The organism is Trichococcus ilyis (genome assembly GCF_900109135.1).
Taxonomy (GTDB): domain Bacteria; phylum Bacillota; class Bacilli; order Lactobacillales; family Aerococcaceae; genus Trichococcus; species Trichococcus ilyis.
Genome location: NZ_FNYT01000004.1, coordinates 30,673 through 45,539, shown reverse-complemented (window position 1 = coordinate 45,539; position 14,867 = coordinate 30,673). Strand labels below are relative to the sequence as shown.

12 protein-coding genes are annotated in these 14,867 nt (G+C 49.6%); 10 read left to right on the top strand and 2 right to left on the bottom strand.

The features are described from left to right. The first annotated feature begins 28 nt into the window (after window positions 1-28). The 9 genes from BMX58_RS03060 to BMX58_RS03020 all read left to right on the top strand — a co-directional run bounded on the left by BMX58_RS03060 (window position 29) and on the right by BMX58_RS03020 (window position 11,356). Window positions 29-1,444 carry a glycoside hydrolase family 1 protein gene (locus tag BMX58_RS03060; RefSeq protein ID WP_068621820.1) on the top strand — a complete coding sequence of 472 codons (1,416 nt, stop codon included), beginning with the start codon at window positions 29-31 and terminating at the stop codon, window positions 1,442-1,444. A gap of 105 nt (window positions 1,445-1,549) precedes the next feature. Then, entirely contained in the window at window positions 1,550-2,281 is a 732-nt protein-coding gene (locus BMX58_RS03055) for a GntR family transcriptional regulator (RefSeq protein ID WP_068621821.1), read from the top strand. A 118-nt stretch (window positions 2,282-2,399) separates the two neighbouring features. Further along, the gene (gene mgrA / locus BMX58_RS03050; protein WP_068621822.1) at window positions 2,400-3,389 is read left to right on the top strand and encodes an L-glyceraldehyde 3-phosphate reductase; all 990 of its coding nucleotides are present in this window, start codon (window positions 2,400-2,402) and stop codon (window positions 3,387-3,389) included. Between the two features lie 237 nt (window positions 3,390-3,626). Beyond that, on the top strand, window positions 3,627-4,523 hold the full coding sequence (locus tag BMX58_RS03045) for a DMT family transporter (protein ID WP_068621823.1): 897 nt from the start codon (window positions 3,627-3,629) through the stop codon (window positions 4,521-4,523). 146 nt (window positions 4,524-4,669) lie between these two features. Beyond that, window positions 4,670-5,656 carry a LacI family DNA-binding transcriptional regulator gene (locus BMX58_RS03040; protein WP_068621824.1) on the top strand — a complete coding sequence of 329 codons (987 nt, stop codon included), beginning with the start codon at window positions 4,670-4,672 and terminating at the stop codon, window positions 5,654-5,656. A 179-nt stretch (window positions 5,657-5,835) separates the two neighbouring features. Beyond that, window positions 5,836-7,128, top strand: coding sequence for a galactooligosaccharide ABC transporter substrate-binding protein GanS (ganS, locus tag BMX58_RS03035; RefSeq protein ID WP_068621825.1), 1,293 nt, complete (start codon window positions 5,836-5,838; stop codon window positions 7,126-7,128). A 36-nt stretch (window positions 7,129-7,164) separates the two neighbouring features. After that, window positions 7,165-8,424, top strand: coding sequence for a galactooligosaccharide ABC transporter permease GanP (ganP, locus tag BMX58_RS03030; protein ID WP_068621827.1), 1,260 nt, complete (start codon window positions 7,165-7,167; stop codon window positions 8,422-8,424). A gap of 2 nt (window positions 8,425-8,426) precedes the next feature. Then, window positions 8,427-9,275 (top strand): galactooligosaccharide ABC transporter permease GanQ, encoded by an 849-nt coding sequence (gene ganQ, locus BMX58_RS03025; protein WP_068621829.1) that lies wholly within the window; start codon window positions 8,427-8,429, stop codon window positions 9,273-9,275. 23 nt (window positions 9,276-9,298) lie between these two features. After that, window positions 9,299-11,356 (top strand): beta-galactosidase, encoded by a 2,058-nt coding sequence (locus tag BMX58_RS03020; protein WP_068621831.1) that lies wholly within the window; start codon window positions 9,299-9,301, stop codon window positions 11,354-11,356. Between the two features lie 191 nt (window positions 11,357-11,547). On the opposite strand, the gene BMX58_RS03015 is transcribed toward BMX58_RS03020, so the two are convergent. Then, window positions 11,548-12,597, bottom strand: coding sequence for an aldose epimerase family protein (locus tag BMX58_RS03015; RefSeq protein ID WP_068621833.1), 1,050 nt, complete (start codon window positions 12,595-12,597; stop codon window positions 11,548-11,550). A 349-nt stretch (window positions 12,598-12,946) separates the two neighbouring features. On the opposite strand from BMX58_RS03015, the gene BMX58_RS03010 reads away from it, so the two are divergent. After that, complete coding sequence (locus BMX58_RS03010) at window positions 12,947-13,807, top strand: ROK family protein (protein WP_068621834.1); 861 nt, start codon at window positions 12,947-12,949, stop codon at window positions 13,805-13,807. Window positions 13,808-13,886: 79 nt separating this feature from the next. Here BMX58_RS03010 and manA read toward each other — a convergent pair whose 3' ends face one another. Then, window positions 13,887-14,846, bottom strand: a complete 960-nt coding sequence (manA, locus tag BMX58_RS03005; protein ID WP_068621835.1) for a mannose-6-phosphate isomerase, class I — start codon at window positions 14,844-14,846, stop codon at window positions 13,887-13,889. Between the last annotated feature and the right edge of the window lie 21 nt (window positions 14,847-14,867).

The following is a 14,867-nucleotide window of genomic DNA, read 5'->3' as shown; positions in this document are numbered from 1 at the left end:
AATGATTAGAACTGAAAGGGGAATGAGAATGATTAGAAAAATACCTGAAGGATTCATGCTTGGCGCGTCCTCATCCGCCTGGCAGACGGAAGGCTGGAAAGGCAAAAAAGAGGGGCAGGATTCCTATCTGGACATGTGGTACAAGGAGGAGCCCTTCGTGTGGCATGAAGGCTACGGTCCTGCCGGAGCAACCGAATTCTATGAACGCTACCAAGAGGATATCGACAAAATGAAGGAAATCGGACTGACGCATTACCGGACGTCGATCAACTGGGCGCGCTTCTTCACGGACTACGAAAATGCGGTGGTCGATGAAGATTATGCGCAGCACATCAGTGATGTCGTGGATGCCTTGATCGAAGCCGGCGTCGAGCCGATGCTGTGCCTCGAGCACTACGAAGTCCCGGCCTATTTGATGGAGAAATACGAAGGCTGGAGCTCGAAGCATGTCGTCGAACTCTACGCGAAATACGCCGAACTGGCCTTCGAGCGCTATGCCGACCGCGTCAAGCACTGGTTCACTTTCAACGAACCGGTCGTCATCCAGACGCGCGTCTACCTCGATGCCATCCGCTATCCGCACGAGCAGAACACTTCAAAGTGGATGCAATGGAACTTCAACAAGGTGATCGCTACGGCCCGGGCAGTCCAGATTTTCCACGAAAAAGGCTACAGCGGCCGGATCGGCGCCATCCTGAATCCCGAGGTGACCTATGCGCGCTCCTCGTCTCCGGCTGACCAAAAAGCCGCGCGGATGTACGATCTGCTGTATAACCGGATCTTTTTGGACCCATTGGTGAAGGGGGCGTATCCCGAAGAACTGTTCAGCTTGCTTGAAAAGCATGGCGTTGCGGTTGCATATACGCAGGAAGAGCTGCTCATCATCAAAGCGAACACGGTCGATTATCTCGGCATCAACCTCTACTTCCCGAAACGGGTCCGCGCCCCGCGTTACGAATGGAACAAGGAGACGCCGTTCCATCCGGAATACTACTATGAGGATTTTGCTTTGCCGGGCAGGAGGATGAACACCTCGCGCGGCTGGGAAATCTACCCGCAGATCATGTACGATATGGCCATGCGCCTGAAATCCGAATACGGCAATATCCCGTGGTTCATTGCGGAAAGCGGCATGGGCATCGAAAAAGAGGAGCGTTTTGCCGACAGCGAAGGCACCATCCAGGATGATTACCGCATCGCCTACATCACCGAGCACTTGAGTTCCTTGCTGGATGCCGTCCATGAAGGCGCGAACTGCAGCGGCTACATGCTCTGGGCGTTCACCGATTGCGTTTCGCCGATGAATGCCTTCAAGAACCGCTACGGACTCGTGCGGATCGATCTGGAGGACGACCGGAAGCGCTCCTTGAAACAATCGGCCTACTGGTACCGGGATCTGATCCAAAGCGGACAGCTGGAAGTGGCTGAGCACGAATACAAGTGAGGCTTGTTTTGCCTATTGCCTACCGGCCGGTTGTCTATGTTATAATGAACAAACAGAGATTTGTAAATACAAATTTCCAAATCACGTAGATAAGTGGTGAAGGATATGGCAAAATACAAAGAAGTCGCAAACGAAATCAGAAAACGCATCAAAAACGGGACCTATCACACTGAAGATAAGATTCCCGATCAGGAATCCTTGGCGAAGGAATTCGGGACCAGCCGCGTGACCATAAAAAAAGCGCTCGATATGCTGAGTGTCGCCGGCATGGTGTACACGATCCAGGGATCGGGGACCTATGTGAAGAAGAATGCCGTCAACCTGGCCGAGCGGAGCATCCAGATCGGCCAGAACGTCGGTTTGACCGCCGCTGCCGGCGAAAGATTGGAACTGAAGACAGAAGTGCTCGACTTCAACGTCCGCTTCCCGGATGAAGAAGAATGCAACCAACTGAGCATCACGAAGGAAGAGCCCGTCTATGACATCAAACGCCTGCGGATCCTGGACGAAAAACCGTATTCTTTGGAGCATACGATCATCCCGATCGCGCTGGCGCCGAACATCACGAAGGAAATCCTGAACCGCTCGCTGTACGATTATCTGCAAAGCGATTTGGGCATCGTCTTCGGCGACAACCGCCAGACGGTCCGCGCGGTCAAGCCGGATGAGAACGACAAGCAATATCTGCACTGTTCCAATGAGGACCCGGTGCTGGAAGTCAGCAAAGTCATGTTCCTGGAACGGGGCACTCCTTTGGAATATTCGATCGTGCATCACCGCTATGATATGGTCGAGATGTCTTTTGTCAACATCAGCCGAGACGGTTTATTGGGCTGATCCGAACGGACAACGATACTGCCGGGCAGTTTTCGTTGTCCGTTTATTTTTTGTAAATGCTTTGCCATGCAATAATGAAAACGCTATAATGAATATATTAACTTGTTGAGGTGATGACATGTATCAACCGGCACAAAACAGATACGACAAAATGATCTATAACCGCGTGGGCAACAGCGGTCTGAAACTGCCTGCCATTTCCCTGGGGCTTTGGCACAACTTCGGCGAGGTGGATCTGTTCGATAATTCGCGCAAAATGGTCCAGCGCGCCTTCGACTTGGGGATCACCCATTTCGATCTGGCGAACAACTACGGTCCGCCTCCAGGCAGCGCGGAAGAAACATTCGGCAAGATTCTGAAGAAGGACTTCCTGCCATACCGGGATGAGCTGATCATTTCCAGCAAGGCCGGCTACGATATGTGGCCAGGGCCTTACGGGGAATGGGGTTCGAAGAAATATCTGACGGCGAGCCTGGATCAGAGCCTGAAGCGGATGGGGCTTGATTATGTGGATATTTTCTATTCGCACCGTCCGGATCCGGAAACACCGTTCGAAGAGACGGCGCAAGCCTTGGATCTGATGGTCCGCCAAGGCAAAGCCCTGTATATCGGCATCTCCAACTATTCTGCGGAGCAGACGGCTGAAATAGCCGCCATCTTCAAAGACTTGAAGACGCCGTTCATCATCCACCAGCCGGCCTACAATATGTACAACCGCTGGATCGAGGATGGCTTGCAGGACGTTCTGGCGGACAACAAATTGGGCACCATCGCCTTCAGTCCGTTGGCGCAAGGCATGCTGACCGACCGCTATCTGCATGGCATTCCGGAAGATTCGCGTGCCGGCAGACCGTCTTCGCCGTTCCTGAACGCGGAGCGCGTGCAGGAAACGATCGAGAAATCGCGCGCGCTGAACGAAATCGCACAACGACGCGGACAGACATTGGCCGAGATGGCCGTTGCTTGGATTCTTCGCGACGGCAAAGTCACGAGTGTGCTGATCGGCGCCAGCCGAGTCAGCCAAATCGACGACAACGTCAAAGCGCTGGATAATCTTGACTTCAGCAATGAAGAACTGGATGAAATCGAAGCGGTATTGGCAAAATAACGAAACAGGAAAAGCTTCCCGAATGATGCATGGCATCTCTTCGGGAAGCTTTTTTGTTGATCGGATGATGACGCGCCTCAGTGCACAGACTGAATGAAAAGAAAACAGTATTATTATTTTGCATAAATCTGCTTGCAGACAATCAGAATATTGGGTAAAGTGGATAAGTACGCCCGGATTGTTCATCGGCAGCGATGAAGCGGGCAAGTGTTGTTAGCAACAGAAAGGGGAAGTGATATGACAGACAGAAGAAAGGGACAGATCGGACTTGTTTTTGTGACGATGATATGGGGTTCGGGATTCGTCGTGAGCGCCATATCGTTGGAGTATTTTTCCCCATACCAAATACTGACCATGCGCTTTTTGTTGGCGTTTGTGCTGATGGCTGCCATCTTTTTCGGCCAACTGAAGCATGCGACCAAAAAGACTTATCTGAAAGGCATCGGTCTCGGAAGCATCCTTTACTTGGCGTTCCTGTTTCAGACGGTGGGTTTGGTCTATACGACGCCCTCGAAGAACGCCTTCCTTACCGCGTTCAACGTCGTGCTGGTGCCGTTCATAGGCGCACTCTTTTTCAGAAGGAAAGTGACGGTCCCGGCCATCATCGGCGCGCTTTTGTCGATCAGCGGCATTGCCGTCATTTCGCTGACCGATTTCCACAACGTGAACTACGGGGATATGCTGACGTTGGTTTGCGCCTTGTTGTTCGCCCTGCAGATCATCTTCACTAATCGGTTCGTGCTGGGTGAAAATATCTACGCGTTGACCACCATTCAGATGGGCACCGCCACTGCCTTAGGATTGATCGTATCGCTCGCAAGGGGAGAATTCGTGCTGCCGGCAGCCGGAGAAGGCTACTTTTCCATCATTTACTTGGGAACCATCAGCACGATGCTGGGCTTTCTGATCCAAACAGCCTCGCAGCAATTCACCAAAGAAACCGAAACAGCCATTATTCTGTCGCTGGAGGCCGTCTTCGGAATGGTCGCTTCCGCGCTTTTCCTGAAAGAAGCGATCACGCTGCGGATGCTTATCGGAGCGGCGTTGATCCTGACCGGCGTTCTTGTGGTTGAGTTGAAACCGAAGACAGATAAAGTTGATACGCCATTCGGAGATTTGGATCTGCGGGATTGAAGAGATATAGCTTTGACTGAATGGGAAAACACAGGGACTTGAATCCAGCTAGGATTTGCGCCCCTGTGTTTCTATTTGTGTTTGACGAGCCCAAATATTACGGGTATGATGAAGGTGAAAGTTTTTACTGAAAAAGAGGTGTATATATGTCAACGTTAAGGGATATCGCTAAAAGGACAGGTTTTTCGATTACAACTGTTTCGCGTGTGTTGAATAATGATCCGACTTTGTCTGTTCCAGAGGAGACACGTGATCGGATATATGAAGTAGCTTCAGATTTGGAATACCGTAAAAAAGTTTCTCGGCCACTTGTCAAAAATGTTGCGCTGTTGTACTGGGTTTCCGATATGGAAGAATTGCAGGATGTCTATTTTAAGACCATGCGTACAGAACTGATCCGGCAAGCCGATAAACAAAATGTGTCATTGACGGTATACAAAAAAGCCCAAGGCATGGATGCGATCCCGCAAGACATCAATGGTTTTATCGCTGTGGGCTCATTCAGCAGCGAGGAGATTGCTTATCTTGAAACGCTGACAAAAAACGGAGTGTTCTTGGACAGTTCGCCGTATTCGGACATTTATGATGCCGTTCGTCCGGACTTGGATTATATCACCCGGAAAGCGGTCCGTTTTTTCCAAGAAAAAGGGCATAAGGAAATCGGTTTTGTTGGCGGTACTTATGTGAATCCCGATACGCATTTGGACGAAATGGATATCCGGGAACGGTCATTCCGTGATGAGATGCAGCATACCGACATGCTGGAAGAAGAGCATATCTATATCCGTCGGGGGTTCTCGCTGGAAACCGGGTATCAGTTGATGGATGCAGCTTTGAAGTCTGGCGAAAAACTGCCCAGTGCCATCTTTGCCGCTTCGGATCCCATTGCCGTGGGTGTGCTGCAGGCTCTGAATGAGCATCATGTCCGCATTCCGCAGGATGTCAGTGTCCTGAGCATCAATAATATCTCAGTTGCAAATTATGTTTCTCCGCCGTTGAGCACGTATGCCATCGATATGAAGGAGCTGTGCCAGACTGCAGTCTCGTTACTGTTGGAGCAGCTGATAGACAAAAGAGGCATCACAAAAAAAGTCCTGTTGAATGCTTTTCTCATCGAAAGGAAAAGTACATAGTCCTGAAAGCTAAAGGCATTTTTGATCATCTGAACAGATGGGAGGAAGTGCTTTTCTTTTTGCATAAACCAGTAAAATGTTTTACCAAATAATCAGTGAAAATTTGTTTACTTTATTTATCCAGTTTGGTATTATATTTTTAGTAAAGCGATTACATTTAATGAAGGAGTGTTTCGGATATGAAGAAGAAAGCCTTATTGTTATCACTCAGCAGTGTAGTTTTATTATCGTTGGCAGCCTGCGGCCCAGCCGACAGTAGTTCGGACTCCAGTGTCGCAACCGAATCGGTCACTAGCCAAGATGGCGGCTTTGAAGGTCAAACCTTGGTCGTGTGGGAAGATATCGACAAATCCGTGGGTATCGAGGAGGCCATTGCCGAGTTCGAAAGTGAATATGGCGTTACTGTGGAAGTCACTGAAAAAGCATATGGTGGTCAACTGGAAGATCTGCGGTTGGATGGACCGGCCGGAACGGGACCCGATGTATTCACGATCCCGGGGGACCAAGTCGGCACTGCCGTAGTTGAAGGCTTGCTTAAAGAGATGACAGTGGAAGAAGATATTCTGGATGTGTATACGGATGTAGCTTTGGAATCGCAGATGGTGGACGGAAAACTTTACGGATTACCGAAAGTCGTCGAAACGACCATCCTGTATTACAACAAAGAGCTTGTTTCTGAAGCAGAAGTGCCGACGACTGTCGAAGGCTGGTATGAGCTTTCAAAAACAGCGACAAAGGATGGACAATACGGTTTGTTGGCATTATGGGATCAGATTTATTATGCGCAAAGCGTAATCGGCGGTTATGACGGCTATATTTTTGCAAAGGATGCAGACGGTAAATATGATACAACCGATATCGGTTTGAATACCGATGGTGCAATCGAAGCGGCAGCCTACATCCAAAAATGGTATGAAGAAGGGCTATTCCCATCCGGTATGATCGGAGAGCAAGCCATCAATGTGTTGGATTCCTTGTTCAGTGAAGGGAAAGCGGCAGCTGTGATTTCAGGGCCATGGAATTTGGAGCCATTCTCCAGTGCCGGCATTGACTACGGCATCCTGCCATTGCCCGAATTGCCGAACGGAAACCCGATGAGTGCATTTGTAGGCGTGAAGAGTTACAACGTGAGCAGTTATTCAAAAAATTCCGAATTGGCGGAGTTGTTCATCGAGTTCATCACAAATGAAGAAAATTCGCTTCGTCGTTACCAAACAACTAAAGAAGTACCGGCCGTTAAATCTTTGGCTGAAGGGGATGCCTTGGCGGATGATCCTGCAGCCCAAGCAGTCGCACAGCAAAGTCTGCATTCGGAATTGACACCCAACGTACCTGAGATGAATGAAGTCTGGTCTCCTGCTGATGCAGCGCTGCAAACCATCGCCACCGGAAAAGCAACACCGAAGGAAGCTTTGGATCAGGCAGCAGAAACAATTGAAAATCAAATCGAAGCGAATCATGGCGGACAATAAGGAATCCGGCACATAAAGAAAATGAGGTGAGAAATATTGAATCATAGTAAAACGGCAGCTGTCCTCTCTCTCTTACCGGGAGGGGGGCAGTTTTATAATAAGCAGTGGCTGAAAGGTTTGCTCTATCTGATTGCGACAGTAAGTTTCGCATTTGCTTTTGGAGATCTGTTGAATATGGGCTTATGGGGCATCTTTACCTTGGGGGAACAAATCCCGCGCGACAACTCGATTTTTTTGTTGGCAGAGGGCATTTTGGCTATCATCATTCTTTTCTTTGGCGTGATTCTTTACATTCTGAACATCCGCGATGCCTACAAGAATGGTGAAAGAAGGGACCTTCACTTACCGGTTACGTCATTAAAAGAAAGCTATTTCAACTTGGTTGAGCAAGGGTACCCATATGTCATCAGCAGTCCGGCACTGGTGCTGTTGGTTTTTGCGGTCATCTTTCCGATCATGTTCAGCTTTGCGTTGGCTTTCACCAATTATGATCTGTACCACAGCCCACCTGCACATCTGTTTGACTGGGTGGGATTCAAAACTTTCGCGAACATTTTCACTGTCGATATCTGGCGCTCCACCTTCTTTGATGTGTTGGGATGGACCGTAGTTTGGACATTGCTGGCTTCGAGTTTGCAGATCACTATCGGCGTATTTTTGGCAGTGGTGGTGAATCAAAAAGATCTGAAGTTGAAACGCTTCATCCGGACCATGTTCGTTTTGCCTTGGGCGGTGCCCGGGTTTGTGACGATTTTGGTGTTTGCGGGCATGTTCAATGATAGTTTCGGCGCGATCAATAATGATATTTTGGCTTTCTTCAGCCTCAGTCCGATCCCTTGGATGACCGATGCGTTGTGGACAAAGGTGGCTCTGATCGCTATTCAAGGCTGGCTGGGATTCCCCTACATTTTCATTGTCACAACCGGCATTCTGCAATCTATTCCGGATGATCTTTACGAAGCTGCTGTCATTGATGGTGCAACCTCATGGGATAAATTCAGGAACATCACACTGCCTGTGATACTGACTTCGATGGCACCGACGCTGATCACACAATATACGTTCAACTTCAACAACTTCAATATCATCTATCTCTTCAATGGAGGAGGGCCAGCAACTCCAGGCTCTACAGCTGGAGGGACGGACATTTTGGTGTCTTGGATCTACAAATTGACCATGCAGTCCAGTCAATATGCGTTGGCTGCAGCGCTCACGATCCTGTTGTCCGTTTTTGTCATCGCGATTGCCATGTGGCAGTTCAGAAAATCCAATTCGTTTAACCAAGAGGGGAGATAAGTATGAAAACGACAAAAAACCGCAGATTTGCACGACTATTCTTTTCCTACCTGATCATTGCCTGCTTTGTTGTGATCATCGCGTATCCTCTATTGTGGACGGTCGGCGCCAGTTTTAACCCTGGCAACAGTCTGATCAGCACAAGCATGTTTCCTGAAAATCCGACATTGGATCATTACCGTGAACTCTTCGCAGGCAAACAAAGCCTTCCTTACGGGACTTGGTATATGAATTCCCTGAAAATCAGCCTCTTTACGATGATCGGGACAGTCGTCAGCGTGAGCCTGACGGGATACGCATTCTCCAGATTCCGTTTCAAAGGGAGGAAGAATGGGCTGACGCTGTTTCTGCTGTTGCAGATGATTCCGCAATTTTCGGCCTTAGTGGCGATATTCGTTCTGGCGCAGTTGTTGGGGCTCGTCAACAGTCATGTGCTGCTGATTCTGTTGTACATCGGCGGTCAGATCCCCATGAATACCTATCTGATGAAAGGTTATATGGATACAATCCCGTATGATTTGGACGAAAGTGCAAGGATTGATGGCGCGAGTCACACGAAAATATTCATCGACATCATTCTGCCGCTTTCCAAACCGATGATTGCGGTGGCGGCCATGAACGGTTTTACTGGTCCATTGGGTGATTTCGTCATTTCCTCCACGATATTAAGGAAGACGGAAGCTTACACGTTGCCGATCGGACTCTATAATTTAGTGAACGACGTGATGGGTGCCAGCTACACAACTTTTGCGGCAGGTGCTATTTTGATCAGCTTGCCTGTCGCGGTCATCTTCATCCTGTTGCAAAAAAACTTTGTGTCCGGTCTGACGGCAGGCGGTACGAAAGGTTAATTTAATTAAAGGAGTTTTCGACTATGGCAATGAGAAAATACGTCACCAAGAAGAACCATTTTCTTCACGGTGGTGATTATAATCCGGATCAATGGCTGGATCGACCGGATATACTGGCGGAAGACTTGGAGTTTATGCGTCTCTCCAAAACAAACACCTTTTCATTAGGTATTTTTGCATGGAGCGCATTGGAACCGCGTGAAGGCGAATATGATTTTGCTTGGCTGGATGATCTGTTCGAAAAGATTCATACGAATGGAGGCAACATCATTTTGGCCACCCCAAGTGGTGCAAAACCAAGCTGGATGGCAAAGAAGTACCCGGAGATTCGCCGAGTCACAAGCAAACGGGAGCAGGAACTGCAAGGCAGGCGGCACAATCATTGTTTCACATCGCCTGTCTACCGTGAAAAGACTGCCCAAATGAACCGGAAATTGGCTGAACGATATGGGCAACACCCGGCTTTATTGATGTGGCATGTTTCGAACGAATATGGTGGGGAATGCCATTGCGACCTATGCCAAACTGCATTCCGCGGCTGGCTGAAAGAAAAATACGGAAATGATCTGGAAAAGCTGAACCAAGCTTGGTGGACCAGTTTTTGGAGCCATCGTTACCAAGAGTGGGAAGAAATCGAATCGCCATCGCCTTTAGGGGAGCATGAGATGCACGGCTTGGTTCTCGATTGGAGACGTTTTGTCACGGACCAGACGATTGCTTTCTACGAAAACGAAGCGAGCCCCTTGCGAGAATTGACGCCTGACGTGCCGATCACGGTCAACTTCATGGCCGATACCGATGAACTGCTGCCTTTCCAGGCTTTGGACTACAGCAAATTCGCTGAGCATGTCGACGTCATCAGTTGGGACGCTTATCCGGCATGGCATAAAGAGGGGGTCACTACCGCTGATTTGGCGATGCGGGTCGGTTTTGTCGATGATTTGTATCGATCGCTGAAACAACAACCGTTCCTTTTGATGGAATCGACGCCCAGCGGAGTAAACTGGCACGGCGTAAACAAGACGAAGCGTCCGGGGATGCATCTTCTTTCATCCATGCAGATGCTGGCGCACGGATCGGACAGCATCTTGTATTTCCAATGGCGAAAATCGCGCGGTTCGTCGGAAAAATTGCATGGGGCGGTTGTGGATCATGACCGCGATCCGCAGAATCGTGTTTTCCAGGATGTGACGGAGGTAGGGGAAGTGCTCGAGCGGCTCCAAGTTGTTGCCGGCAGTTTCCGTGAGGCGGAGGTGGCCATCCTTTATGATTGGAACAACCATTGGGCTTTGCAGGAAATCCAGGGCTTCAGCAAAGAAACGCTGCGCTATCCGCAAACGGCGCAGGAACATTACCGCTATTTCTGGGAACATGATATTCCCGTGGATGTGATCACGGAGAAGCAAGATTTTTCTGACTACAAAGTTCTGGTTGCGCCGATGCTTTATATGTTGCCGATAGCCATGCAAGAGCGTTTGAGAACTTTCGTTGCTGCTGGCGGGACGCTGGTGACAACTTACATTACGGGTATTGTGGATGAAAATGATTTGACCTATTTAGGCGGCTGGCCGGAGATCATGCAGGAAATTTGCGGAGTGAAATTGGGCGAAACAGATACTTTTTACCCATCCGACAGCAATCGGATCAGTTATGGCAAGCAGGTTTTTGAAGTGAAGGATTACGCTTCTCTGCTTACTGTTACGAACGGGGAAGTGCTTGCGACCTATCTGGATGATTTTTATCAGGATACACCAGCAGTGACGAGGTATGCATTTGGAAAAGGCAAAAGCTACGTGATAGGCGCACGCACAGAGCAAGCCTTTCATGAAATGATTTATGACAAAATTACCGAAGAAGCAGGGATCGGAGCACCTTTCGCTGTTGGACATGGGAAAGGCGTATCTGTTCAAGTACGTACTGCCGAGGAAGAAGCTTATGTATTCGTGATGAACTTTACGGAAGAAGAACAGACGATCCGTTTGCCTTTCCAACTCAAAGACATGCTTACGCAGCGGAAAGAAGAAGGCGAAGTCAGATTGGAAAAGTATGCTGTAAGGGTATATCTCCATCAGATGATATAAATTGAAAAGCGGCTATATCAAAACCAGAGTAGTATTTTCTGGATTTGATATAGCCACTTTTATTTATGGTAAGAAATAACCCGCCAAACACCGATTTGGCGGGCTATTTTGCTTCGGATTTGAACTGAGTATGACCATCCACACCAATAAACCGCAAAGGGGCCTATTGAATTATGAAAAAGCCCCTTCGATCACTGCTGCACTTCGAACTTGTAGATCGTTTCGGCCGTATAGACTTCATCCGGGCGCAGCACGATGTCACCGAAGCCTTCTTGGTTGATGGCGTCAGGCAGAGCCTGTGTTTCCAATGTGATGCCGGCATACTGGATGACCGGGTTGCCGGCAACGGTGTACTTGTCGATGGCGGCGTTGTGCATATAGATCACGACGCTATCCTGATCCGTGTACATTTTGACGGTCCGGCCGGATTCGGCATCGCTGAGGATCGCATCTGGTTTTCCTTCGTCATGCTGCAGCAGGAAAGGGTGGTCGAAGCCGGCGACTTTCCGAGTCTGCGGATGGCTGCCTTCAGCGGCGACCGCAAGCTTCCCTTCGTTGCGGAAATCAAAAGGCGTCCCTTCCGTCGGCAGCAAAGCTCCGGTTGGCATGTTGCTTTCGCCCAATTCGGCAAAAGCCGCGCTGTTCAGCTGCAGATTATGCTGCAGGATCGGCTGGTTGATGTCCCCGCTCAAGTTGAAGTAGACATGGTTGGTCGGATTGAACAAAGTCGGCTGATCTGTCGTTGCCCGATATGTCACTTTCCATTCGTTTTCGGCAGTGAGCGTATAGCTGACCTTCACCGAAAGTGTACCGGGATAACCGTTGGCACCGTCCGCATCGGTCGTCGTGAAATGGATGCTGGCTTCATCAGCGGAAGCCTCGACTTCCGCATCCCAAACATGCGTATCCAAGCCGTCTGGGCCGCCGTGGAGTTGGTTGACGCCTTCGTTCACCACCAATTGATGGGTTGTTCCATCCAAATCAAAAGCCCCTTTGGTGATGCGTCCGGCGATCCGGCCGATCGTCGCTCCGTAATAAGGGCGGTGGGTCACGTAATCATCCAACGAATCCATCGCCAAAATCACATTGTCAACCTTCCCGTTTTTGTCCGGCATCAAAAGTTCCGTGATGCTGGCGCCGTATGTCATTGCCGTAAGGGATATGCCGTTCGGATTCGTCAAAGTGTAAGCCACGACATCCTTTCCGTGGGCTTGCCCGATTATTGCTTCAGATACTTTCATTTTGTTTCCCCTCTCGTGGTTGCTTCATTTTGAACGGATGCATCGATCCGCTATGTTTAGTGAATAGAAGTATGGTTTCATTTAATTGTAAGCGTTTGAATTGCCTAAAGCAACAAAAAAGTAAATAAATATTATAATTAAGTAAATATTTACTTAACCGTCAAGTTTACTACTGGGAAAGTTCTCGATTTTTCTCAAAAAAATGCCGGAAAAACAAGATTCTGTTGGCTGAAAGCGGTATAATGGAGGAAGGTGCGAGCATGCTGTTTCAGGACGAATCGGATGGATGCCAAATGGATTCCGATGGTGGCGACGCACGCGAAAACTAAACAATTGGAGTGAGAACTTTATGCTAGTAGGTGGAATTGAAGCAGGCGGAACAAAATTTGTGTGCGCCGTCGGAAATGAGAAAAATGAATTGTTGGAGCGGATCGCTTTCCCGACGACTACACCGGAAGAAACATTGGAGCAGGTATTTGCTTTCTTTGATCGTTTTGATTTAGCTGCAATCGGAATCGGTTCCTTTGGGCCAATCGACGTCAACAAAGAATCGGAAACATATGGACATATCCTTTCCACACCAAAGTTGGCCTGGAAAGATTTTGATTTCCTGGGTGCCATGAAAGCCCGTTACGATGTGCCGATGGGCTGGACGACGGACGTGAACGGGGCTGCCTTGGGCGAATCCGCTCTGGGCGCCGCCAAAGGGATGAAGAACATCATGTACATCACGATCGGTACGGGCGTGGGAGCCGGTGCAATCGTCGACGGAAAAATTCTGGAAGGCATCGGCCATCCGGAAATGGGGCACATACTCGTGCGTCCGCATGAACACGACCACTACGAAGGCTTCTGCCCTTACCACGGCAACTGCCTGGAAGGCATGGCGGCCGGCCCTTCCATCGACGGACGACTGGGCAAAGCCGGCAAAGACGTTGAACCTACCGATGCAGTATGGGATTACATCGCTTATTACATCGCGCAAGCATTGGAAGCTTACACGGTCATCCTGCGTCCGGAGCGCATCGTCCTGGGTGGCGGAGTCATGAAAGTTCCGGGTATGCTTGATAACATCAAAGCGAAATTCACGAAATTGCTTGCCGACTATGTGCCGGTTCCGGCAGTCGATGATTATTTGGTGACACCGGGCTTGGGCGACGATGCCGGCATCACCGGTGCGATCATTTTGGCGAATGAAGTGAAAGCGTAAGGAACAATCGAATCAGCAAACTAAAAAGCGGCACCAGCCCGACGAATATCGTCAAGGTTGGTGCCGCTTTTCATATTTTTCAGCTGTTTTTCGGGCCGGGCGTTGAAGCGATCAGTTCCATACTGCCCGACAAAGTCCAGGCCGGAACGGTCGCAGGCAGGATGAAGTGGTCGCCTTTATGCAACGGATAAGCTTTGCCGTCGACAGTCAGGCTGCCGTTGCCTTCGATGACGCTCACCAAAGTGTATGGAGCCGTCTTGCTGAAGGCCATTTCGGAAAGGATATCCCATTTGTAGACAGTGAAATAGTCGCTTTCGATGAAAGTCGTCACGGTATTGTCGTCCGTCGTAGTTGTTTCGAAATGGTTCGCCGGATCAATGTGCGGGATCAACGACACGTCGATCGATTGCTGGATGTGCAGGTCGCGGGTGTTGCCTTGATCATCTTTGCGGTCGAAATCGTAGACGCGGTAAGTTGTGTTGCTGCTCTGCTGCGTTTCCAGGATCGTGATGCCGCCGCCGATGGCATGGATGGTGCCGCTCGGTACGAAGAAGAAGTCGCCTTTCTTCACTTTGACGTGGCGCAGCAGGCCATCCCAGTTTCCTTCGGCGATCATTCCGGAAAACTGTTCTTTCGATTGGGCGTTGTGCCCGTAGATGATTTCGGCATCCTCATCGGCATCGATGATGTACCAGCATTCGGTTTTTCCGAGTTCACCTTCATGCTCCAATCCGTAAGCATCATCGGGATGCACTTGGACGGACAGGGCTTCGGCGGCATCGATGATTTTGGTCAGCAATGGGAATACGGGCGAAGTCGGATGTTCGAACAGCTCGGGATGTTCCGTGTAGAGGACATCCAACTTGGTGCCGGCATACGGACCGTTTTCAACAGCTCCGGTGCCGTCGGGATGGGCGCTGATGGCCCAGCATTCGCCGGTGTGATCGCTGGGGATGTCGTAACCGTAGATGTCGCGCAGCTTGGTGCCGCCCCAGATTTTTTCTTGCAGGACAGGTTGGATAAACAATGGCTCTTGCATATTTTTCCTCCTAATGTTTTG

What these genes read in the sequence shown, in the direction of transcription:
- BMX58_RS03060 (WP_068621820.1), top strand. Translation starts at nt 29, where the DNA reads ATGATTAGAAAAATACCTGAAGGATTCATGCTTGGCGCGTCCTCATCC.
- BMX58_RS03055 (WP_068621821.1), top strand. Translation starts at nt 1,550, where the DNA reads ATGGCAAAATACAAAGAAGTCGCAAACGAAATCAGAAAACGCATCAAA.
- mgrA (WP_068621822.1), top strand. Translation starts at nt 2,400, where the DNA reads ATGTATCAACCGGCACAAAACAGATACGACAAAATGATCTATAACCGC.
- BMX58_RS03045 (WP_068621823.1), top strand. Translation starts at nt 3,627, where the DNA reads ATGACAGACAGAAGAAAGGGACAGATCGGACTTGTTTTTGTGACGATG.
- BMX58_RS03040 (WP_068621824.1), top strand. Translation starts at nt 4,670, where the DNA reads ATGTCAACGTTAAGGGATATCGCTAAAAGGACAGGTTTTTCGATTACA.
- ganS (WP_068621825.1), top strand. Translation starts at nt 5,836, where the DNA reads ATGAAGAAGAAAGCCTTATTGTTATCACTCAGCAGTGTAGTTTTATTA.
- ganQ (WP_068621829.1), top strand. Translation starts at nt 8,427, where the DNA reads ATGAAAACGACAAAAAACCGCAGATTTGCACGACTATTCTTTTCCTAC.
- BMX58_RS03020 (WP_068621831.1), top strand. Translation starts at nt 9,299, where the DNA reads ATGGCAATGAGAAAATACGTCACCAAGAAGAACCATTTTCTTCACGGT.
- BMX58_RS03015 (WP_068621833.1), bottom strand. Translation starts at nt 12,597, where the DNA reads ATGAAAGTATCTGAAGCAATAATCGGGCAAGCCCACGGAAAGGATGTC.
- BMX58_RS03010 (WP_068621834.1), top strand. Translation starts at nt 12,947, where the DNA reads ATGCTAGTAGGTGGAATTGAAGCAGGCGGAACAAAATTTGTGTGCGCC.
- manA (WP_068621835.1), bottom strand. Translation starts at nt 14,846, where the DNA reads ATGCAAGAGCCATTGTTTATCCAACCTGTCCTGCAAGAAAAAATCTGG.